18 protein-coding genes, 1 pseudogene and 1 riboswitch are annotated in these 18,858 nt (G+C 46.3%); of the genes and pseudogenes, 9 read left to right on the top strand and 10 right to left on the bottom strand.

What is annotated here, in order from left to right:
* Nucleotides 1-144 precede the first annotated feature (144 nt).
* The 5 genes and pseudogenes from FU659_RS26230 to FU659_RS26245 form a co-directional block, all read right to left on the bottom strand.
* Nucleotides 145-450 carry a CBO0543 family protein gene (locus FU659_RS26230; protein ID WP_147950275.1) on the bottom strand — a complete coding sequence of 102 codons (306 nt, stop codon included), beginning with the start codon at nt 448-450 and terminating at the stop codon, nt 145-147.
* Nucleotides 451-1,414: 964 nt separating this feature from the next.
* Nucleotides 1,415-1,621, bottom strand: a complete 207-nt coding sequence (locus FU659_RS26235) for a YiaA/YiaB family inner membrane protein (protein WP_397356586.1) — start codon at nt 1,619-1,621, stop codon at nt 1,415-1,417.
* Between the two features lie 42 nt (nt 1,622-1,663).
* Nucleotides 1,664-1,864: pseudogene (locus FU659_RS38420) on the bottom strand (YiaA/YiaB family inner membrane protein); the annotation flags it as partial.
* Nucleotides 1,865-2,021: 157 nt separating this feature from the next.
* Entirely contained in the window at nt 2,022-2,474 is a 453-nt protein-coding gene (locus FU659_RS26240) for a hypothetical protein (protein ID WP_147950277.1), read from the bottom strand.
* Nucleotides 2,475-2,485: 11 nt separating this feature from the next.
* Nucleotides 2,486-3,259 (bottom strand): hypothetical protein, encoded by a 774-nt coding sequence (locus FU659_RS26245; protein WP_261808063.1) that lies wholly within the window; start codon nt 3,257-3,259, stop codon nt 2,486-2,488.
* Nucleotides 3,260-3,481: 222 nt separating this feature from the next.
* Here FU659_RS26245 and FU659_RS26250 point away from each other — a divergent pair, with 222 nt between their 5' ends.
* The 5 genes from FU659_RS26250 to FU659_RS26270 all read left to right on the top strand — a co-directional run bounded on the left by FU659_RS26250 (nt 3,482) and on the right by FU659_RS26270 (nt 10,266).
* Complete coding sequence (locus tag FU659_RS26250) at nt 3,482-4,771, top strand: glycoside hydrolase family 18 protein (RefSeq protein WP_147950279.1); 1,290 nt, start codon at nt 3,482-3,484, stop codon at nt 4,769-4,771.
* A 158-nt stretch (nt 4,772-4,929) separates the two neighbouring features.
* Nucleotides 4,930-7,536: an Ig-like domain-containing protein gene (locus FU659_RS26255; protein WP_147950280.1), complete on the top strand. Its 2,607-nt coding sequence runs from the start codon at nt 4,930-4,932 to the stop codon at nt 7,534-7,536.
* A 163-nt stretch (nt 7,537-7,699) separates the two neighbouring features.
* Complete coding sequence (locus tag FU659_RS26260) at nt 7,700-8,098, top strand: hypothetical protein (protein WP_147950281.1); 399 nt, start codon at nt 7,700-7,702, stop codon at nt 8,096-8,098.
* A gap of 153 nt (nt 8,099-8,251) precedes the next feature.
* A complete protein-coding gene (locus FU659_RS26265) occupies nt 8,252-9,346 on the top strand; it encodes a carbohydrate kinase (RefSeq protein ID WP_147950282.1) in 1,095 nt (364 codons plus the stop codon).
* Nucleotides 9,347-9,354: 8 nt separating this feature from the next.
* On the top strand, nt 9,355-10,266 hold the full coding sequence (locus tag FU659_RS26270; RefSeq protein ID WP_147950283.1) for a pseudouridine-5'-phosphate glycosidase: 912 nt from the start codon (nt 9,355-9,357) through the stop codon (nt 10,264-10,266).
* Nucleotides 10,267-10,328: 62 nt separating this feature from the next.
* Here FU659_RS26270 and FU659_RS26275 read toward each other — a convergent pair whose 3' ends face one another.
* The gene (locus FU659_RS26275; RefSeq protein ID WP_147950284.1) at nt 10,329-10,904 is read right to left on the bottom strand and encodes a nitroreductase family protein; all 576 of its coding nucleotides are present in this window, start codon (nt 10,902-10,904) and stop codon (nt 10,329-10,331) included.
* A gap of 559 nt (nt 10,905-11,463) precedes the next feature.
* Between FU659_RS26275 and FU659_RS26280 the strand changes: the two genes are divergently transcribed.
* The 3 genes from FU659_RS26280 (at nt 11,464) to FU659_RS26290 (ending at nt 13,655) form a co-directional block, all read left to right on the top strand.
* Nucleotides 11,464-12,702, top strand: coding sequence for an S-layer homology domain-containing protein (locus FU659_RS26280; RefSeq protein WP_187274409.1), 1,239 nt, complete (start codon nt 11,464-11,466; stop codon nt 12,700-12,702).
* Nucleotides 12,703-12,859: 157 nt separating this feature from the next.
* On the top strand, nt 12,860-13,111 hold the full coding sequence (locus FU659_RS26285; protein WP_147950286.1) for a hypothetical protein: 252 nt from the start codon (nt 12,860-12,862) through the stop codon (nt 13,109-13,111).
* Nucleotides 13,112-13,259: 148 nt separating this feature from the next.
* Entirely contained in the window at nt 13,260-13,655 is a 396-nt protein-coding gene (locus FU659_RS26290; RefSeq protein ID WP_147950287.1) for a YuzC family spore coat inner layer protein, read from the top strand.
* A gap of 76 nt (nt 13,656-13,731) precedes the next feature.
* On the opposite strand, the gene FU659_RS26295 is transcribed toward FU659_RS26290, so the two are convergent.
* The 3 genes from FU659_RS26295 to FU659_RS26305 are packed head-to-tail and all read right to left on the bottom strand — an operon-like array spanning nt 13,732 to nt 16,599.
* Nucleotides 13,732-14,526 carry an energy-coupling factor transporter transmembrane component T family protein gene (locus tag FU659_RS26295; RefSeq protein ID WP_147950288.1) on the bottom strand — a complete coding sequence of 265 codons (795 nt, stop codon included), beginning with the start codon at nt 14,524-14,526 and terminating at the stop codon, nt 13,732-13,734.
* Complete coding sequence (locus FU659_RS26300) at nt 14,517-15,998, bottom strand: ABC transporter ATP-binding protein (protein WP_147950289.1); 1,482 nt, start codon at nt 15,996-15,998, stop codon at nt 14,517-14,519. The genes FU659_RS26295 and FU659_RS26300 overlap by 10 nt, the downstream gene beginning before the upstream one ends.
* Before the next feature lie 4 nt (nt 15,999-16,002).
* Nucleotides 16,003-16,599 (bottom strand): ECF transporter S component, encoded by a 597-nt coding sequence (locus FU659_RS26305; RefSeq protein WP_147950290.1) that lies wholly within the window; start codon nt 16,597-16,599, stop codon nt 16,003-16,005.
* 203 nt (nt 16,600-16,802) lie between these two features.
* A riboswitch (TPP riboswitch) is annotated at nt 16,803-16,913 on the bottom strand.
* A gap of 248 nt (nt 16,914-17,161) precedes the next feature.
* Here FU659_RS26305 and FU659_RS26310 point away from each other — a divergent pair.
* Nucleotides 17,162-18,295 (top strand): DNA alkylation repair protein, encoded by a 1,134-nt coding sequence (locus FU659_RS26310; RefSeq protein WP_147950291.1) that lies wholly within the window; start codon nt 17,162-17,164, stop codon nt 18,293-18,295.
* Between the two features lie 231 nt (nt 18,296-18,526).
* On the opposite strand, the gene FU659_RS26315 is transcribed toward FU659_RS26310, so the two are convergent.
* Nucleotides 18,527-18,715 carry a hypothetical protein gene (locus tag FU659_RS26315; protein WP_147950292.1) on the bottom strand — a complete coding sequence of 63 codons (189 nt, stop codon included), beginning with the start codon at nt 18,713-18,715 and terminating at the stop codon, nt 18,527-18,529.
* Between the last annotated feature and the right edge of the window lie 143 nt (nt 18,716-18,858).

The following is an 18,858-nucleotide window of genomic DNA, read 5'->3' on the forward strand; positions in this document are numbered from 1 at the left end:
AAAACCAATCTCTATATTTCCGCGTGATACTTATCCCCACCAGAACCAAAACCATATGGGCATAAATATTGAAGTGAACGTACTTGATAAGATTGGTGTAGGTTTCAAGCGTTAGCATATACAATCCAGAGAATAGCACAAAACCTATATGGTAAAGCAATTTAATGATAAATGGCTTGTTTTTGGATAATACAGATTGAAAATCACCGATAAGAGTGGAAAGAACAGATAGTTATTCGTAAAATTGCTCCCCGTTGCAAACGGAAATTCACGTATAGGGTTTACATATAGATTCATTTCCACGAACAAGACACTAAGCGTCCATGTAATCGTTTGATTGCAAAGAAAGAGCAGGGCTGCTTCACGTGCTCGTTTTTTAGGAACCGTGAGGGGAATGATGATGAGACAGACCACCCAAACCGTAATTAAAATGGTTCGATCAACGGTCATGAATGATCCTCCTTTCTTTCGTACATACAAACACTATTTCCCAATATGCCCCGTTTGCCGTTGATTATCCCTTCTGGCAAGCATAGGTTAAAAAACCGTCAGGTAAGTTTGATATCATCCGCTTCACCGCTGAGGATACCAGCTTGCGTTCCAGCAATTCTCATTTGCTGTTTTTCGAGGTCGGGAGAATAGCTGGCGAATAGTGATAGGTTTAATTTTCTCAAGCTGCCGAGAACGTGCTGGTCAGTTCCAATGGAATGGTGACTCGGCTACTCAGAGCTTTGTAAACATGTTGGACAGGAGGAGATAGCGCGAAAATTGCCGTGGGCGGGTCCTTGGGTGACTCCTCGGGTGGCTCCTTGGGTGAGTCCTCGGGTGGTCCTTGACTGAGGCTGTCTCCGCTAACGAACCGTATAGTGTTTATCTAGGAGAAATTAGCTTGTCCATTCATCTAACGAACTGAAGCGACGCTATGGAGTCATTGATGAGTGAAATGTGGCACTTTTACTTGAAATAACACGTCTGGAGTTCGTTAAAACGATAACTCTTTGTATTTTGATCAAATAAGGTTTGCTGAGTTCGTTAGAAGTCCCCGTCAAAAAAAGGAGACTCTCCACATGTTGAAAGCCGAACCTGACGCCAAAAGCACGTTCGGAGTTGGATAACATGCTCAGAAGCTAACCATCTCCCCGCATCATTTACAGGGAAATCTTAGACAGCCGAGACTTTCTGGATACCCAGAGCTTCTCCATTAAAAGAGTAACTAGCGGTGTCCGCTTGAAGTCTTTCTCAGCTATCTTTGCAGTCAAACGGTCAATGTAAAGAAAAGCGGACAGTCCTCAAGCCACTACCATCGATCAGCATTGGCGTCAGTGCGTTCAATCAATCTTATGGGCGCACGCGCAAAAGCAGCCCGCCCTCTAACGAGGATCGGGCTGCTTATTTTATCGTAAGCTAAAAGCTTTTAAAGTTCTTCAAATTTAGCTTCACTATTCGGTAGTAAGGGTTCGTCATCATTGTTGTCCCGTACCGTTTTTTGGAGGACAAAGGAGGACATTGTCAAGAACAAGGCGGTGACCGCATAGTAACCTTTCACAGACAGCAATTGCTCTAAATTAATAATGCCGATGAACATCCCCAGAAGTGCCAAAGCAAAGGAGCTCCATGCCAAAAAGGTAAACGCGGATGTGTTCCGCGGACGATTTCCGCTGCCATCCTCTAAATTATCACGGATGACCTTCTGAAGAACGAAAGCGGACATCGTCAGGAACAGCGCACATACAGCGAAATAGCCTTTAACACTTAATGATTCTTCCAAGGTGTAGATCCCTATAAACATAGCCAGAAAAGCTCCAATGAATGATGCCCAAGCCATAAAAGTGAAAGCTGCTGTATTTCGTTTCCGATTTATCATGTAAAAGGCCCCCTCGGTTGCTGCTCGCAACGCGTTATTAACTTGCTGTTGTTCTTAGTATAGAAGATACTTCCTTATTCAAATAGTACTATTTACCGATAGTACCTGCTGAAGGTATCTGCTATTCGAGCCAACGACAAGCCGGGACTTCCTGGACTTACTCGCATACTGCAACTCCAAAGGCAAAATGCTCCCACAGAATAGCCTCTATTTGCCTTACTTCTTCTCTGGCACATGATACGAGCACAACCACTTCCGTTCTTGTGCCTCGTACTGACTTACGTCGACGCTTCTTTTTCCATATAAAATCAATCAGATATCCTATGAAAAATCCTGTTATCGCGCCGATAATCCCCCATAAAATGGGCCCACCTTTGAGAATGAACCCATAGGAAGAGCCTACGACTGTTAAAGCTGTAGCCAGTGCGACACCCCCATCAAACAAACTGATTCCGTCCGAGTGATGGATACTGTCAAACATGGCTGGCTTTCTTGTGCGCTGACGCAAAGGAACCGCATAGATACGCTCCTTCTGAACACCAAGCTCTTCCAAAGCCGTGATTGCCAATTCCAAATAAATAGAATGTTCAAAGGATGAAATTACATGCATGTTAATCGCCCTCATTTTCGAAGCGGAGATGTGGGAAATTTGAAACGGGAAGGCTGATAACCCTTTTGCAGCATCGAGATCTGCTCATGATCAAATAGCTTGTTATACTCAACCGTGCTTACATTAGCATCATAGACGGCAAAACCATAAATGGACGGCAAGAAGAGCAGCCACCTCATCTCCAAAACGCTCGCTGCCTGACTCCAGTCGCAAAAAAATAAGAATTGAATGCCTTCAAGCAAATGCGCTAAATAAGAAAGCACAATCCAGGTCGCCATCAAAAAGAAAGCATTAATAATACGATGTGTATACAGTTGTCCTATTCCCGGCATCAAAAGAGACCATGCGATAGCAAGCCAAGGCGAACGTTTATCCAGATAATTCACTTCCATGCTTCCCAGAGTCAGCACATCAATGGGTGCTTTTTCTCTTTTGGCCAATATATATTGATGGTTCATATCTACGGAGGTGCGATAACTATCATAAATAGAAAATAGATATACGGGCGCGTAGAATGACATCCACTGTAGATTAATAATTTCATTTGCACGCTCAAATTGACCGATGAAGGTGTACACCATCGCTTCGTTTAGGTGCATTTGCGAATTGATGAGCATCTCCCAGCCAATGAGTATAAAGCCACGCAAATATTTGGATAACAGCAGATGGCCAAATCCGGGGAAAGCAGCTGACCACCAAGCGATAATAAGGGGATTTCGCAAATGCAATTGCGTAGTGCCTAATAAACTGAGATAGGCCAGTAGACGACGCGGCTTTTGAATCATAGCGCTCAGCATCCTTATGAAAAGTTTTCCAGTTCCCCTATTATCTTCACTCTGCTGTAGGATATACATCTACTAAGAAAAATATGAGAGACAAGGAAAAGATCTATCAAAAGACGAAGCGAAGCTCCAACAGGTCGCTACAAACATAAATAGGCATGCACCTATTCCACCTGAACCGAATAAGGTAAAGAAAATGCATATTCGTTATAAGGAGGAACCCTCATGCAAATTCACGTTGTCCAAAAAGGGCAAACGTTGTATCGGATCTCACACATGTATGGCGTGTCCCTAGGCACGATTGCCACTGCCAATGAAATGACCCCCAGTCAAACACTCGTCATCGGACAGGCACTGGTCATTCCGATTGCTGGCTCTTATTATTGGGTTCAGCCTGGTGATAGTCTCTATCTTATCGCAAGCAAAATCGGTGTCGATCAGCAGAAATTAGCCTCTTTCAATGGTATTGGGCTTTACCAGCCTCTGCCTGTCGGCTTTCGGATTCACATTCCGCCAATGCCGCGTACGCAAGCAGAAGTAAATGCTTATTTGGAGCCTCGGGGTGAGGATGTATCTCCAGAACTGGCTCAAGCTGCCCGTGAAGCTGCTCCGCATCTCACCTACTTAGCCCCTTTTAGCTTCCGCATCCAACGAGATGGCACACTTCAGGCGCCTCCACTTGATAATCTCGGAGGAATCACCGCGACGCAAGGCGTTACGCTCATGATGGTTGTGACCAATTTGGAACATGCTCAGTTCAGTGCCGATCTCGGTCATATTATCCTATCGGATACCGCGGTACAGAACCGTCTGTTGGAGGAGATTATTCGTACAGCCAAACAATATGGCTTTCGAGATATTCATTTCGACATTGAGCACCTGCTCCCGGCAGACCGTGATGCCTATACACGCTTCCTGCGAAAAGCGGCCGATCGAATCCACAAGGAAGGCTTCCTAATCTCCACCGCACTCGCACCCAAAACAAGCGCGGCGCAAGCCGGCGAGTGGTATACTGCGCACGATTACAAAGCGCATGGCCAAATCGCTGACTTCGTTATCATCATGACGTACGAATGGGGCTACAGCGGTGGCCCTCCGATGGCTGTCTCCCCCATTGGTCCCGTCCGTAAAGTGCTGGAGTACGCCCTTACCGAGATGCCGGCCTCGAAGATTATGATGGGTCAGAATTTATATGGCTACGATTGGACGCTGCCTTATGTCAAAGGAGGCGCTTTTGCCAAAGCGGTCTCTCCCCAAGCAGCTATTGAACTCGCCCGCAGATACTCCGCGCAAATCCTGTACGATCATACAGCCCAAGCGCCGCATTTCAACTACTGGGATCATGCCGGCAAGGAGCATACAGTCTGGTTCGAGGATGCTCGCTCTATCCAAGCGAAGTTCCGCTTGTTGAAGGAGCTTGGCTTGCGTGGAATCAGTTATTGGAAGCTCGGTTTGAAGTTCCCGCAAAATTGGCTGTTGTTAGAAGATAACTTTAAAGTCGTAAAACGCTCTTAAGACTCTTGCTTCAACTACCCGAATTTATCATCCACGAGGTGAATTCGGGTATTTATTGCGCCAACTATTCACTTTGGATCGCTGAGAGCCGATAATAGTAGAGTCCCAGTATTTTCATTTCAGCTTAGATAAGGATAAAAACGTGGAGGTAATTACACATGAAATCTAGGTACACCAAGTGGCTATCATTCTTATTCATTTTTATCTTAGCCAGTCAATCTTTAGTAGCCGGAAGCGCGTATGCAGCTGATGAAATATCCAAACTCGTCCTAAACAAAAATGAACTTGTTCTGCAAGTTGGCGATACAGCGAATCTGACAGCAACAGCTATCTTCGTAAGTGGAACAACGGAGAATGCAACGGTCAAAACCGATTGGAATTCTGGAACAACAGACACCGCATCCGTGTATGCAGGTGTTGTAACAGCTAAAAAAGAAGGTAAAGCCGTTATCACAGCCACCTATATGGGTAAAACCGAAATCGTGAATGTCACTGTGACCAAGAAGGTCAAATCATTAACAAGCAATAAGCTTTCTTTGGATTTGCGGCTTGATACGACAGAACAGCTTACCATCACAGCTTATTATGATGACGGAACATCCGAAACCGTTACAAGCAAAGCGGATTATACGATCGATGACAGTTCCATCGTATCCGTGACCAATGGTTTAGTCAAAGGACAAAATCCGGGCAGTGCAACAATAACAGTCAAATATATGAATCAATCGCTTAAACTTTACGTGGACGTCGAAGTAGTCAGACGGATCGACGCCGAGAAATCAGAAATATCTTTGCTTCTTAATGGAACAGAAAAAATTAAATTGCTCGCTACTTACCCGGACGGTACCGTTTCCGATGTATCGGAAAAAGCGGTATGGACTTCCGAAAAGGATAAAGTCGCCGATGCGATCAAAGGCACAATCAAAGGCTACAGCGTAGGTAAAACGACCCTCACTGCCAGTTATGGTACGAAAACAACAACGATTGTGGTCGATGTTGACAGTGCGGTTAAGCTAGATTTGGACAAACAAAATGTACTCCTAAAGAAAGATGCTTCAGGTGAGTTGAAGCTGACAGCAACCTATGCGGATAATACGACGAAAGACGTTTCCGGGCTTGCTGAATGGGCTTCTTCCGATGAGAAAGTAGTTAGCGTATCCAAAGGCAAACTGATTGCCACAAGCATCGGCGAAGCGACCATCACAGCTAAATATGGAGACAAAACTGTTTCAACCATGGTTGATGTTGAAGTTCCCCGTCGCTTAGTTGTGGATTCCGATTCGCTTTCTTTGAAAGCTGGCGCAGAGCAGCAGCTTGCTCTATGGGCAACCTATTCTGATGGCACGACTGTGAATGTGAAGGATAGCGCGGTATGGACAGTAGATGACGAAGCGATCGTTTATGTTTCCAAAGGCAACGTCAAGGCATATAAAGCAGGTATCGCAAAAGTTACGGCAACTTACGGGGGCAAAACGACTACTATAAAAGTAGAAGTTGATATTCCCAACATTATCAAACCAAGCGATAAAATAGTTAATTTACAAATAGGCGGTTCTAAAAATGTCGTACTGACGGCTATCTTCAAAGACGGAAGCGAAGCCGATGTGTCTTCCAAAGCAGAATGGACCACCAGCTCCAAAGATATTGCTGACGTGCATAACGGGTATATCTCGGGAACAGACACTGGCGCAGCAACGATAACTGCAAAATACGGTACACGTACCGCTGTCATTCAAGTATCCGTTGGCGTTTTGAAAAGCTTAACGGTTAATCAGGACAAGCAGGCAGTAGACAAGCTAGTATTGAAAAAAGGGGCTTCCGTCACACTAAACGCAACTGCTTTATACACAGATGATACGTCCAAAGAGGTTACCTCCGATGTGATCTGGACAAGCGGTAACACCAAGTATGTTACTGTTGAAGCAGGCAAAGTAAAGGCTCTTGCCTCCGGTGAAACAACCATCACGGCACAATTAGATACGAAAACCATTTCTATTCCTGTTCAGATTGATATGGCAAGCGATCTATCGGCGAACGTGACAAGTCTTGTGTTTGATTTAAATGAAACGAGATCCATCTCATTGACAGCCGTCGACTCGGATGGCGCTAAACGTGACGTTACAAGCGAAGCGGAGTGGAAATCCAACAGCCCAACCATCGCTCTAGTTACCAAAGGGGTAGTCACAGGTGTTTCCCGAGGCAAAACATCCATCACCGCCCTCTATGGCGGAAAAAGCGTCTCGATTTCAGTAGAAATCGGAGTTATTCAAACATTGGCCGCTGATAAATCCTTCATTGTCACGAAAAGCGGCGATAAAGTGCAAGTAAAATTAACAGCAACTTTGGCCGATGGCACGATCAAAGATGTCACAGAAGCAGCCACTTGGAAAGTCCAATCCTACAAGCTGGGAACTGTCGTAAACGGACTCTTTACCGCTACTGCCTCAGGTAAAACGACATTATCAGGTTCGTTCGGAGGCAAAATGATCGCTATTCCGATCGAAATTGATTCACTGAAATATTTGAAAACAGACGTCGTAAAAGTCGACCTTCAAGAAGGCAAAACCGCCTCAGTTGAAGCATTGGCTACCTATACAGACGGTTCCGAGGAAAACGTGACCATACCGGCATTATGGACCTCTTCAAACATTATGATTGCAGATGTAAAAGACGGCGTCATTAAAGCTACGGGCAAAGGTTCGGCTCGAATTACTATCTCGTATTCCAACATGAAGACGACTGTGCTTGTAACAGTTACCAAATAAATAGAACTGAATTGGCAAGCCGTTGTTCCCCTGTTAGGGAGCAGCGGCTTTTGCTGTTGGTTGCTCTGTTACACATACATAATCCGATGCGAAGCAGGAAACGATATTTTTATCTGCACTTGCACCAATACACAATACACACCTGTACCTGGAGGTATGGATCATGTATTCTCGCTTTATTAAAATAGGTTCGCTATCTTTGCTTTTGCTGGGCCTATTAGCCCTATCGCTCGAAGTTCATGATTACGACGCACATCAAAATGTCCGACAAGCGATTTCTCAAAAGGAGAACTGGGAAGCTGCTAAACAAGGCTCGCCAACTTTTTTCCATACGAATCCCTTCGGTATGCCCGGTGCAGATTCTGTGGTAAATAGCCCATCGGACATGAATAGCTATGCGGCTGCGTATGGACTAACGCCTCCGACGTCTCTGAAATCATTTTCTGTTAATGTGAGTGACGCCGATTTGGTGTCTGCAAAGCCTCCATCCAAGTGGAATTACCTCGGGCTGCTTGGCTTGCTCGGCATACTTGGTTTCACCAAACATTCACATGCTAACTAACTGGGATGTTAATGTAAAAGGAGTTCTGTTCTTCCCTCGTGGACAGGCTCTTTTTCGTTTATCCACATGTTTCCAAACAAATGTTTATGATATAGACTTTTGTTTTAAAATGTATTAGACTAAGAGTAGTTCTTAGATGGAAAGGAGTTGCACATGGATCGCGAACAGCAAATCTTAGCGCTCATACGTCAAAATCCGTTCATATCGCAACATGAGATGGCCACCATCATCGGTATCTCTCGATCAGCTGTCGCCGGCTATATTGCCGTTCTGACGAAGAAGGGGACGATACGCGGTCGTGCTTATGTCACATCCGATGAAAGCACCGTCATGTGCATAGGCGGAGCGAACCTGGACAGTAAGGCCGTCAGCAAACAGGCTATTCGTCTTGCCTCTTCGAACCCGGTTACTGTCTCTGAATCCTGCGGCGGTGTTGCCCGCAACATAGCCGAGACACTTGCTGGCATTTCATGTCGGGCTACGCTGCTAACCGTCGTAGGTGATGACAAAGCTGGCCAATGGGTACTTGAAGAGACACGGAAACGCGGTGTAGATGTCAGTCAGTCCATCGTCCTTCAGGGCGAGAAAACAGGCACCTATACCGCGCTGCTCGATGACACAGGCGAGATGTTTCTCGCTTTTGCCAACATGGAAATTTATAATAAATGCACGCCAGCTCTACTCATGGACAAATGGTCTCATATCGCCGCTTCCAAGTTGGTTATCGCGGATACAAACTTACCAGCTGACACACTGAAAGACTTGGTGAGACGCTGTCACGAAGAGGCCGTTCCATTATTTATCGATCCTGTTTCTTCGGAAAAATCCAAGAAGCTCCCTCAAGAGTTAGCGGGTGTTACAGCTATATTCCCAAATCTAGAGGAAGCCTGCCAGCTTGCTGGGGTTGAAATTGACACTACGCATGACTATGGCAAGCTTGCCGAAGCCATTCAGGCGCGTGGCGTGAAGCACGTGTTCATTACGCTTGGCAGTAAGGGTGTTATGTATCAAGGAGAAGAAGGCAGCCAGTTTTTTTCACCGCTTCCAACCAATGTCGTCGATGTAACAGGCGCGGGTGATGCTTTCGTCGCTGGTCTGGCCTATGGAATTCTGCACGATTCTTCCTATATGGAGGCCTGTTCGTATGGTCTCGCAGCATCGCATATTACTTTGCAAACCGCTCAATCTGTCGCAAGTGAGTTGACCGAGGAACGCTTGAAACAAACCATAACGATTAAAGGAGACTAGCCCTTATCATGAACACATCCTACCTAACATTTACAGACGAAGTGAAAGATGCCCTTGCCAATAACAAACCAGTCGTTGCTTTAGAAACAACAATTATTTCCCACGGTATGCCTTACCCGCAAAATATTGAAATGGCTAAAAAAGTTGAGCAAATCATTCGCGACAATGGCGCGGTACCGGCTACAATCGGAATCATGGATGGTAAAATCAAGATTGGATTAAATGAGCAGGAGTTGGAAGCTTTCGCGACGATCAGTCATGTTGAAAAAGTAAGCCGTCGCGACTTCCCCTACATTCTCTCCTCCGGCAAAATTGGAGCAACCACTGTATCTGCAACCATGATCGGCGCAGCACTAGCCGGTATTGAAGTGTTCGCTACGGGCGGCATCGGCGGTGTACACCGCGAAGGCGAAGTGACGATGGACGTCTCCGCTGACCTAACGGAGCTTGCACAAACGAACGTTGCCGTCGTTTGCGCGGGCGCGAAGTCTATCTTGGACATCGGCCGTACGCTTGAATTCCTGGAAACGCACGGCGTGCCTGTTGTCGGCTACAAAACGAGCGAGTTCCCTTCCTTCTATGCACGCGAAAGCGGCTATGGTGTTGACTTCCGCTTGGAAGAAGCTGCTGAAGTAGCGGACGTGCTTCGCACGAAATGGGAGCTTGGCCTTGCAGGCGGCGCGCTGATCGCTAACCCGGTTCCTGCCGAAGCGGCAATGGAGCACAGCGAAATCGAGGGCGTGATTCAGCAGGCGTTGGCTGAAGCGAAAGACCAGAACGTAACCGGTAAAAAGGTAACTCCGTTCTTGTTGGCTCGCATTAAACAGCTGACAGAAGGTCGCAGCTTGGAAACCAATATCGCACTTGTCTACCACAACGCAGAAGTTGCTGCACAAATTGCGGTTGCATTAAAAAAATAATTTATTAAAAAAGACTGTTTTTCACCAAGGTGAAAAACAGTCTTTTTTGTCGTTGGTTATTGTTATTCCGTTACCCACTCTGTCTTCTGCTGGAAAGGCGTCCGCGCTGATTTAGGGGGATCTACATCCGGATATCCGATGTAGATGAACCCGACCAGCTCCTCCCGCGGATTAAGGCTGAAGACCTCCCGCATCTTCGCATGGTAGGTCGGTGCACCGGTGCGCCAAATCGTACCTAAGCCTTGCGCGTGAGCGACAAGCATCATATTTTGGACAGCAGCATGAACAGCTGCATATTCTTCAATTTCCGGTACGATTGCTGTTTGGGAAGGTACTACCCCTACCGCAATAACGACTGGGGCACGGAATGCCTTCTTCTCTTGGGCAAATCTTAGTTGTGCAAGTTCATCATCAGACAGCGTACTAGATGCCTCCGCTATAGCGACTTCGGCATATCCGCGTCCCAGAAGTCTTCTGCCTTCCCCTGTGAGCACCCAGAATCGCCATGGCTCTGTATGACAGTGATTAGGCGCCCATATACCCGCTTCAAGTATTTGTTCAATCAGCGTATGATCCACAGCATCCGGCTTCACTTTCCCTATGCTGCGTCTACTGCGAATCGCTTCCATGATTTCCATGAACCATCTCTCCCATTCGTAACCCAGTCTATCCCTCTATTGTGCCACGACGAACTTGGCTTTCGCAAATATCTTATCCAAACAAATACAAAAAAGGATTTCACGAATCTATATTCGTGAAATCCTTCTCATCTATGTTCAAGCATTATTTGTCTTTTTTAGCGTGTGAACCGTCGCAATTTCCTTCTGTGTTTTGAGTGTTTCCGCATGCACATTTACCCATGGTCTCAACCTCCTTTACTATTTGTTTTGTTAGCTGTATTATACCCAATTCACTTACATTTGTAAAGTTATATATTTAAAGTTAGTAAATGAAAATAATAATCATTCTCACTATTAATTAGTGCATGAGGTTGGTTATCATTCTCATTAGAAGCCAGTTGATAGATCTATTTAACTTGGTGCTTTCTTGCAAGGATTGTCAAGAATTTGACAATGACGTACTCCTTGAGGCAAGGTATAGTTATAGCAATTGAAAGACGTATGATTATTTTGCTAGATGATAGACCCTTTTCACAGGAAAATTATTGCTATAAATCCCACATACCAGGAGGTATTTATGAATTCCAAGAAATCGAATAAGCTTTCCATGGTTGCCATATCTGCTATGGCTTTCTCACTATTTGCATCTGTTACACTTACTCATTCTGCTTTGGCAGCCACACCCAAGACATCAGCGGATTACACGGATCTCGCTACTGTCGATGCAGCGCTTAAAGGTAAAATTGATACTATGATCGCAGCTGGTATTTTCGAAGGTGTATCGGATAACTCCTTTGGCATCACAGAAAATATGACACGCGCGCAATTCGCCAAAGTCGCTACTCTCCTTTATGGAGTGACCGTAGACCCTACGATCAAGGTGTCTAGTTTCTCGGATGTTCATGCTAACGATGCAGCCAATGGCTGGGCGATTCCTTATATTGAAGCCGCAAAGAAAGCGGGACTGATTGATGGGGTAACAGACACTACTTTTGCTCCTGGCGACTCGGTCACTTTAGGTCAACTGGATACCGTTCTGCTTAAAGGATTAGGGAAAAAGGTTAGTATGACTGGTTCTCCTTGGTATACGGACGCTGTGAAACAGGCAACAGAACTAGGCATTCATGCTGCCGGTAAAACTGGGGACCAAATTGCCAACCGTGCTGACCTCGTTCAGAGCTCTTATACACCTTTACAAATCATTTCGAAAAAAACACTCGTATCCATAAATAGCGTTAAAGCCACATCTGATTCTCTTAAGGTCCAAGTGACTTTGAACACTCCCGTGAATACCAGTGCAGCAACTCTCACCTTGAATAAAGGCACAGAGGTCATTCCTACTAAGACAGAATGGGCTAGTGATACTCAATCTGCAACGTTAACAGCAACTACAGCATTAACCGCGGGTGATTACACGGTTACTCTTGCAGGGCTGGATGCTTCCTTGATCAAGACAGCTACGGGCAAACTGACAATAGCTGCTCCAAGCACAGAGACAAGTGCAGAGACAAGTGCGGGGAAAATTACGATTAATGGGACTTACACATTGGCTAATGTCATGGATAGCGGCTTGACAGGCTCTGCAACAGGAGCAAACGGACAGGTAACGAAAGAAACTGCGGAAGATCCAACGCTCAGTAAGCTCGGGAAAGAAATTGAAGTGAAAGTAACCGATAGTTCCGGTCAAACCATTGCCACTCCGGGTATTGTGCAATCGATTCATTCTTCAGATGCAAGCATTGTCAAAGCGAGTATTTCTGCAGACCATCGCGCTTATGTCATTGGCAATAAAGCCGGAACGCCGACATTAGTCTGATGGTTCAAATTGGAAATGGTGAAGCCAAGCAATTGCACGTGAGCGTCACCGTGAAAAACGATGCAATGGCTGTAAAAGAAATAAAAGCAGGCAACATAACGTTTGATCAAAGTTAAATGCTGCAACGAATGACGTTTCTTTTGATGCTTATAATGAAATGGATCTTGCGATCACCGATAACTATGGGATCACTTATAAAAAAGATGAAATCCAGTCCTATAACTTTGCATTAGGCACACTTTTCTTAATCAATGAGGTTGTAGGGGATCCTGCAAATGGGGCGGTTGGAACCGTTTCGGTTAATTCCGCTGGTATTGTTAAAGTAACAGGGAATGTAAAATCATTTGAGCTAACGGCTGCTACGCCGGGCAGCGAAAAAGTGACAAGCTACGTGAATGTAAAACAATAATTTACGATAATAGCCGTTCCTGCGGCACGAAGCCTTCAAGCCCCACTGGATAAGTGGGATTGGGGGCTTTTTCCCATTCTCCTATGCACAATAGCCCGCATTTCACATATATTGCTAGTGCTCAATATCATGAAAGGGGCTTCCTCCTATGTATGGCATCCCTTCCTATTTCACCTATCCTACTTCTGATTATCCAAGATATATCTCTTCTTTTTATTATTATGAGCCCTATCCGTTATGGCCTCGGGATTACCCTCCTGTGAATACGAAGATCCTGTCACACTCTATAACTGCTTATCCCAAGCTGCTCCATGATGCTTCGCTCGTGCTCAACAAGCTGGGCAATGCTCAAATCGCGCAGCAATTAATGGCCAACGCGCAGAACGGCAATCAAAAGGAAGTCGATCATATTGTCCGTTCTTTTGGTCTGGAGTCGGTTGTGGCAACACGCTATACCCCCAGCAGTGTTCAATTCACCATCAATCCTCATGCGGAAGGAAAACCTTGCTGTACATTAACCATGTCCCTTCAATGGGGAGAGTAAGATGGCCTGCATAGACAAAAAAGCAATCTAAACCAACTTTCGTTGATAGAGATTGCTTTTTCTAATCGTTATTCCCTTACCGTACATCCGTTGCTTGCAAGATCGGCCATGTTTCGCCTAATACATACGAGAAGATTACAAGGAAAACAATGAATAAGGTATAGATGATATCCAAGCTTGAATACGTCATGACGTAATAATAAGTGCGCTGTTTTTGAGAGGAAAAACGCTTCGCTTCCATCGCCACAGCTGTCCGGTGTGCACGACGGATACTTTGCGCCAGCAAGGGAATCGCAAACATGCGAAGAGTCGTGTACCAGCCTGTAAGTGGGTTGCGTTTCTTTTTACCGCGTACCTTCAAGGCATGGCGAAGCGTCTGAAACTCTTCGAGCATGATTGGAAGCATTCGTAATGCCGCAAGAAAGCTATAAGCGTACTTAGGCGGGATTTTCCACTGCTGCATCATCGCATAAAATAAAGCGACCGGTCGTGTCGTTAAACTGAACAGCAGCCCAACTGCTGCGACTTGGAGACCCCTCAAGCCCAAATGAATACCGCGGTAAAAGCTTTCCTCTGTGACCCGAATAAAGCCAAGCTGGAACCAAGTCGTATGTCCATTGCCAAACATCATCATCCCCGTCGATGACGATATAAAGATGAGCAGAAAAGGCGATGCATAGAGCAGCAGCCTTTTCAAGGGATGACCCGAAAACAGCGCTAATGGCAGTAACGCCCCTACGGTTAAATATAACATCGTGTTGATGTCGTGTGTAAATACGACGAGGATGAACAGTAGAACGGACAGGACAAGCTTCACAACCGGATTCACGCGGTGCAGCCAAGTTTCACGATAGGCGAATACTACTTGCATACCAAGGAGTCTCCTTCCGCGGCATGTTCAGCTTCTGTGGAAAACGGCTTGGGTTCCCTTTCGGAAACCCGCCCCGCTTCGACCTGCCATACACGCGTTGCGTATCGGCTCACAATCTCAGGATCGTGTGTGACCATGATAATAACCGTCCCCTTAGCCTGCAGCTGTGCCAACTGCTCAAGCATACTCATCGTCCCGTGTGCATCCAACCCAAAAGTAGGCTCATCCAGCAGCAGGATACTGGGTTCACGGACCATCGCGGACGCAACACTCAGCCTGCGCTTCTGGCCCATCGACAATTGAAATGGGTGTTTATTGCGCAATGCTTGCAGGTTATACAGACTAAGCAGCTCTTCGATGGCTGCGCGCTGTCCTGCACTGGCCTGTTCGATGCCTGGCAAGGAGTAGGCCAGTTCATCTTCTACCGAATGGGTCACAAACTGGAATTCAGGGTTCTGGAACACGAAGGCAACACGCTCCGCGAGCTGCTCTACCTTATATCCTTTCACGCCTTCTATCCAGCAGGCACCTTGTGTAGGGATCAGACGCATGATGGCTAGCAGCAGCGAGCTTTTCCCCGCCCCGTTAGCCCCGACAACAGTAATCCAGTCGCCGGGATGGACGCTCAAGTTATCGACAAAGGTCTTGATCTTCCCTCCCCGCATGCCGGCGAAATCCTGAAAGGTCATGATTGGAAGGGATGAGAGACTCACAGAAAAAGCATCTACTGGAGCTTCAGCGTCTTCCCACACACCTGGATACCAGATCCCATAGTCCATCAGGTGCTTCTTGTAATCTTCGAACACTTCCTGCGGTTTACCGTCGGCAAGCAGACTTCCATCCGGCGCAATGACAATAAGACGGTCAATCAAGGTAAGAATACCCTGTATTTTATGCTCTACAATAACGAGTGTTTTATCGCTGCTAATCTTTCGTATGGTGTCCCAGACTAGCTTTGTGCCCTCTTCATCGAGCAGCGCCGTTGGCTCATCGAGGAATAGCACTTCCGGCTCTAACGCAAGAACACTTGCAATAGCCAGCCGCTGCTTCATTCCCTGCGACAGCTGCGCAATCTGCGTATGGGTATCTGCCAAGTGAAGCCCTACCATCTCCAAATAGTGCTGAATAAGGGCTGGCATCTCACCGCGAGGAATTTGCAAATTTTCTAAGACGAAAGCTATTTCCTCATCTACATAAGGCATACAAAACTGTGTGTCCGGATCTTGAAAAACATAACCCCAGCGGCTGGGTGTACGAATGTCATCTGCTTTCAGCGGAAGCTCCACGATGTCTGGCACGATACCGCTTAAGATTTGCAGCAGCGTCGATTTCCCGCAGCCGCTGGGTCCAAGCAGCAGAACCTTCTCGCCCGGCTTGATAGAAAGGGAAACCCCCTGAAATAACAGGGGGGCATCTTCTCCGGGATATTTACATCTAAGATTCGTAACGCCGATTCCTTCACTTGTTTTCATGGCTTTACCCCAATGCTTCGTAGTCCTTCTTCGACACCGGACGTACGAGATTCAACACACCTGTACGGGCAAGGGCACCCGTTAAATAGTAAGCGAAAACACCTGCAATCAGCGCGCTTCCCAAAAGACGCAATCCGATAAACAAAAAATAATTCCACAATGTCAGTTGATCAATATATCCGTAATATTGGTCCACGAATAGCGATAAAATGGCAGAGGCAAGAGCCGCTAAGACCGTCACGCCCACATTCACACGACGATATAAAAATAAAGCAAAAATAATCTCAGCGCCTAAGCCTTGTAAAATGCCATAAACGAGGGTGGAAACACCCCATGATCCGCCAAATAGCGCCTCAATCGTAGCCGCGGCTACCTCTGCCAGCAGAGCAACCCCCGGTTTACGAATAACGAGGAAGGCGAATGTTGCCGCCATGAACCACATGCCGTAGCTCAATTGTTCCGCATGAAGACCGATTGGCTTCAGGATGTCGTACATCGGCCCCCATATGCGATAAATCACGCCAAACACCGCAGCGATTACGATTGTGATCAAAATATCGGTGAGTTTCAATCCTTTAGAAGCTGTTTCCTTTTGTGCCATCTGTTCTTCGACTCCCTTTCTTTGGATACGATTTGGAATGAGATAGGCAAACTCGAAAAAAAGCCACCGGGTAGCGGCAGGCATAAGCTTAGTGCGAAGCGCACGTCATTCTCTATGCTGGCATTACCCAAGGTCTCTAAAGATACAAAAAAGCCGCAAAGACAAAAAAGTCCCCTGCGGCTTGTACGTTGACATAAGCACACAAAAATCGTGTACAATCATTCTCTGCGCTAGCATTATCTAGATCAGATCGAACGGTCAGCGGTATATCCCGCACTCTCAGCCTGACTACTCAAGCTCCCGGTATGGTTTATTCGGTTCTCACGAGAAATATACACCAACCTAGTCATTTGCGCAAGGAAACATTTGACTCCCCTCACATTTTATTTTCGCCAAAATAAATATGACATACAGATGGCATATTCGTTATGATAAGCTGTTGAAACAAGCAAATAATAGTCATACAGAGCTATTGATATTATCATTTGCCGGTTCAGAAATCGGTTTGTTAGAGAATAAAAAAGCACGATCTGTTAAGATCGTCATTCGGAGGAGTTAGACAATGGCAGAGCCTTTAAAAGATATGTTTCACCAGACATTTCTGCGCCAATTCGGTGAGAAAGTGCATAAGGTATATGACGCTTTCGATACAGAAGATTTCATCGCCGCAACCATGGACGACAATTGGGACGAGCTTGCTTTAAAAGAACGAATTCGACGAATTTCTACCGTACTCGGAAAGCATTTGCCTCCGCGTTACGAAGATTCACTGAACGTATTATTTGCGATTGATGGGACTTGCGTCGGGTTCCCCTACTTGTTTTTTCCTGACTTTGTGGAGGTACACGGTCAGGCTCAGGAACACTGGGAGCTTTCCATGCAGGCATTGGAGCGGTTTACGTCAAAATCGTCCGCGGAATTCGCTATCCGATCTTTCCTGCTGCGTGATCCGGAGCGAGCTATGCCCCAAATGACAGCTTGGGCAGGGAGTCCCTCTGAGCATGTTCGCCGGCTTGCAAGCGAGGGCTGCCGTCCACGTCTGCCTTGGGGACAGGCGCTCCCCATCTTCAAACGTGACCCATCTCCGCTGCTGCCGGTGCTGGAACTATTGAAAAATGACCCCTCGCTGTATGTACGCAAGAGCGTTGCCAACAACCTGAACGATATCGCCAAAGATCATCCCTCGGTCGTACTGGATACAGCTATTCGCTGGAAGGGTGTTCATCCGGACACGGACTGGATCGTTCGGCATGCTTGCCGTACATTGATCCGCAAGGCTGATCCAGAGGTGCTGGCTCTATTCGGCTATGCGGAGTCAGTCGATGAGATGCCGCTAACGACTTTCTCCTCCATTTCAGCTGACCCGCCCGTACTGCCGATTGGCGGCAGCTGCGAACTCGCCTATGAGCTTCAAATCCGGGAAGGCGAACCGGTACGTATTCGCATCGAATACGGGATCTATTTCGTAAAGGCCAGGATGCAAACATCGCGCAAGTTATTTCTGTTATCCGACAAAACTGTGTCGGGCGGCTCATACCTGACCGGCACCCGAACCCACCGATGGGCGGATCTGACAACCCGCCTACATTACCCGGGCGAGCATCGGATCGTTCTGCTCGTGAACGGACGGGAGATTGCCAGCACGACTGTCCTTCTCGAAGAGGAAAAACATCTAGCCGACAATAAACAAAGCTAAAAAACCTGCACAGCGAGAAATTTAGAAAGGGGTAACCCCTCAGTCCTCTCCTGAAAGCCAGTACTTTCTATAATGTTAAGGATAAACGACTTCGTCGTCCTTTAGGGACGAACGAGTTTGTTTAGGTAGATGCGAAGCAAGTGTATAGACATATACTTCTACTAAGAAAAACCTAGCCAAGGCTAGGTTTTTCACCATTTTGTACCATGTAATACATAGCCTGAAGCTATCTTATTCACCGTTTTTATCCAATAAATACATAAGCAAGTTAGATGTTCTTATTCCCGCTAATATCGTCTCACCCGAGAGATACGACCACAGATCTCGCTCATTTTCTACATAACCTTCCATCCCCGGCGCTAACGAACAATAAGCAACCGTCGCTTGCTTAAGTATCCACAACAAAAGCCAATCGAACATTTACGCAACTCCATAATTGTGTTGTCTACGCTAACGAACCTTAGGAGGCTGTCGATTCATTGTAGATATCTCAGTCCCCAAAACTACTGTTGCGAATAGATCAAATACTACGAAAAATTCAATACTTTAACTGGTTTTCTCCC

The organism is Paenibacillus sp. N3.4, assembly GCF_008017805.1.
Lineage (GTDB): Bacteria > Bacillota > Bacilli > Paenibacillales > NBRC-103111 > Paenibacillus_E.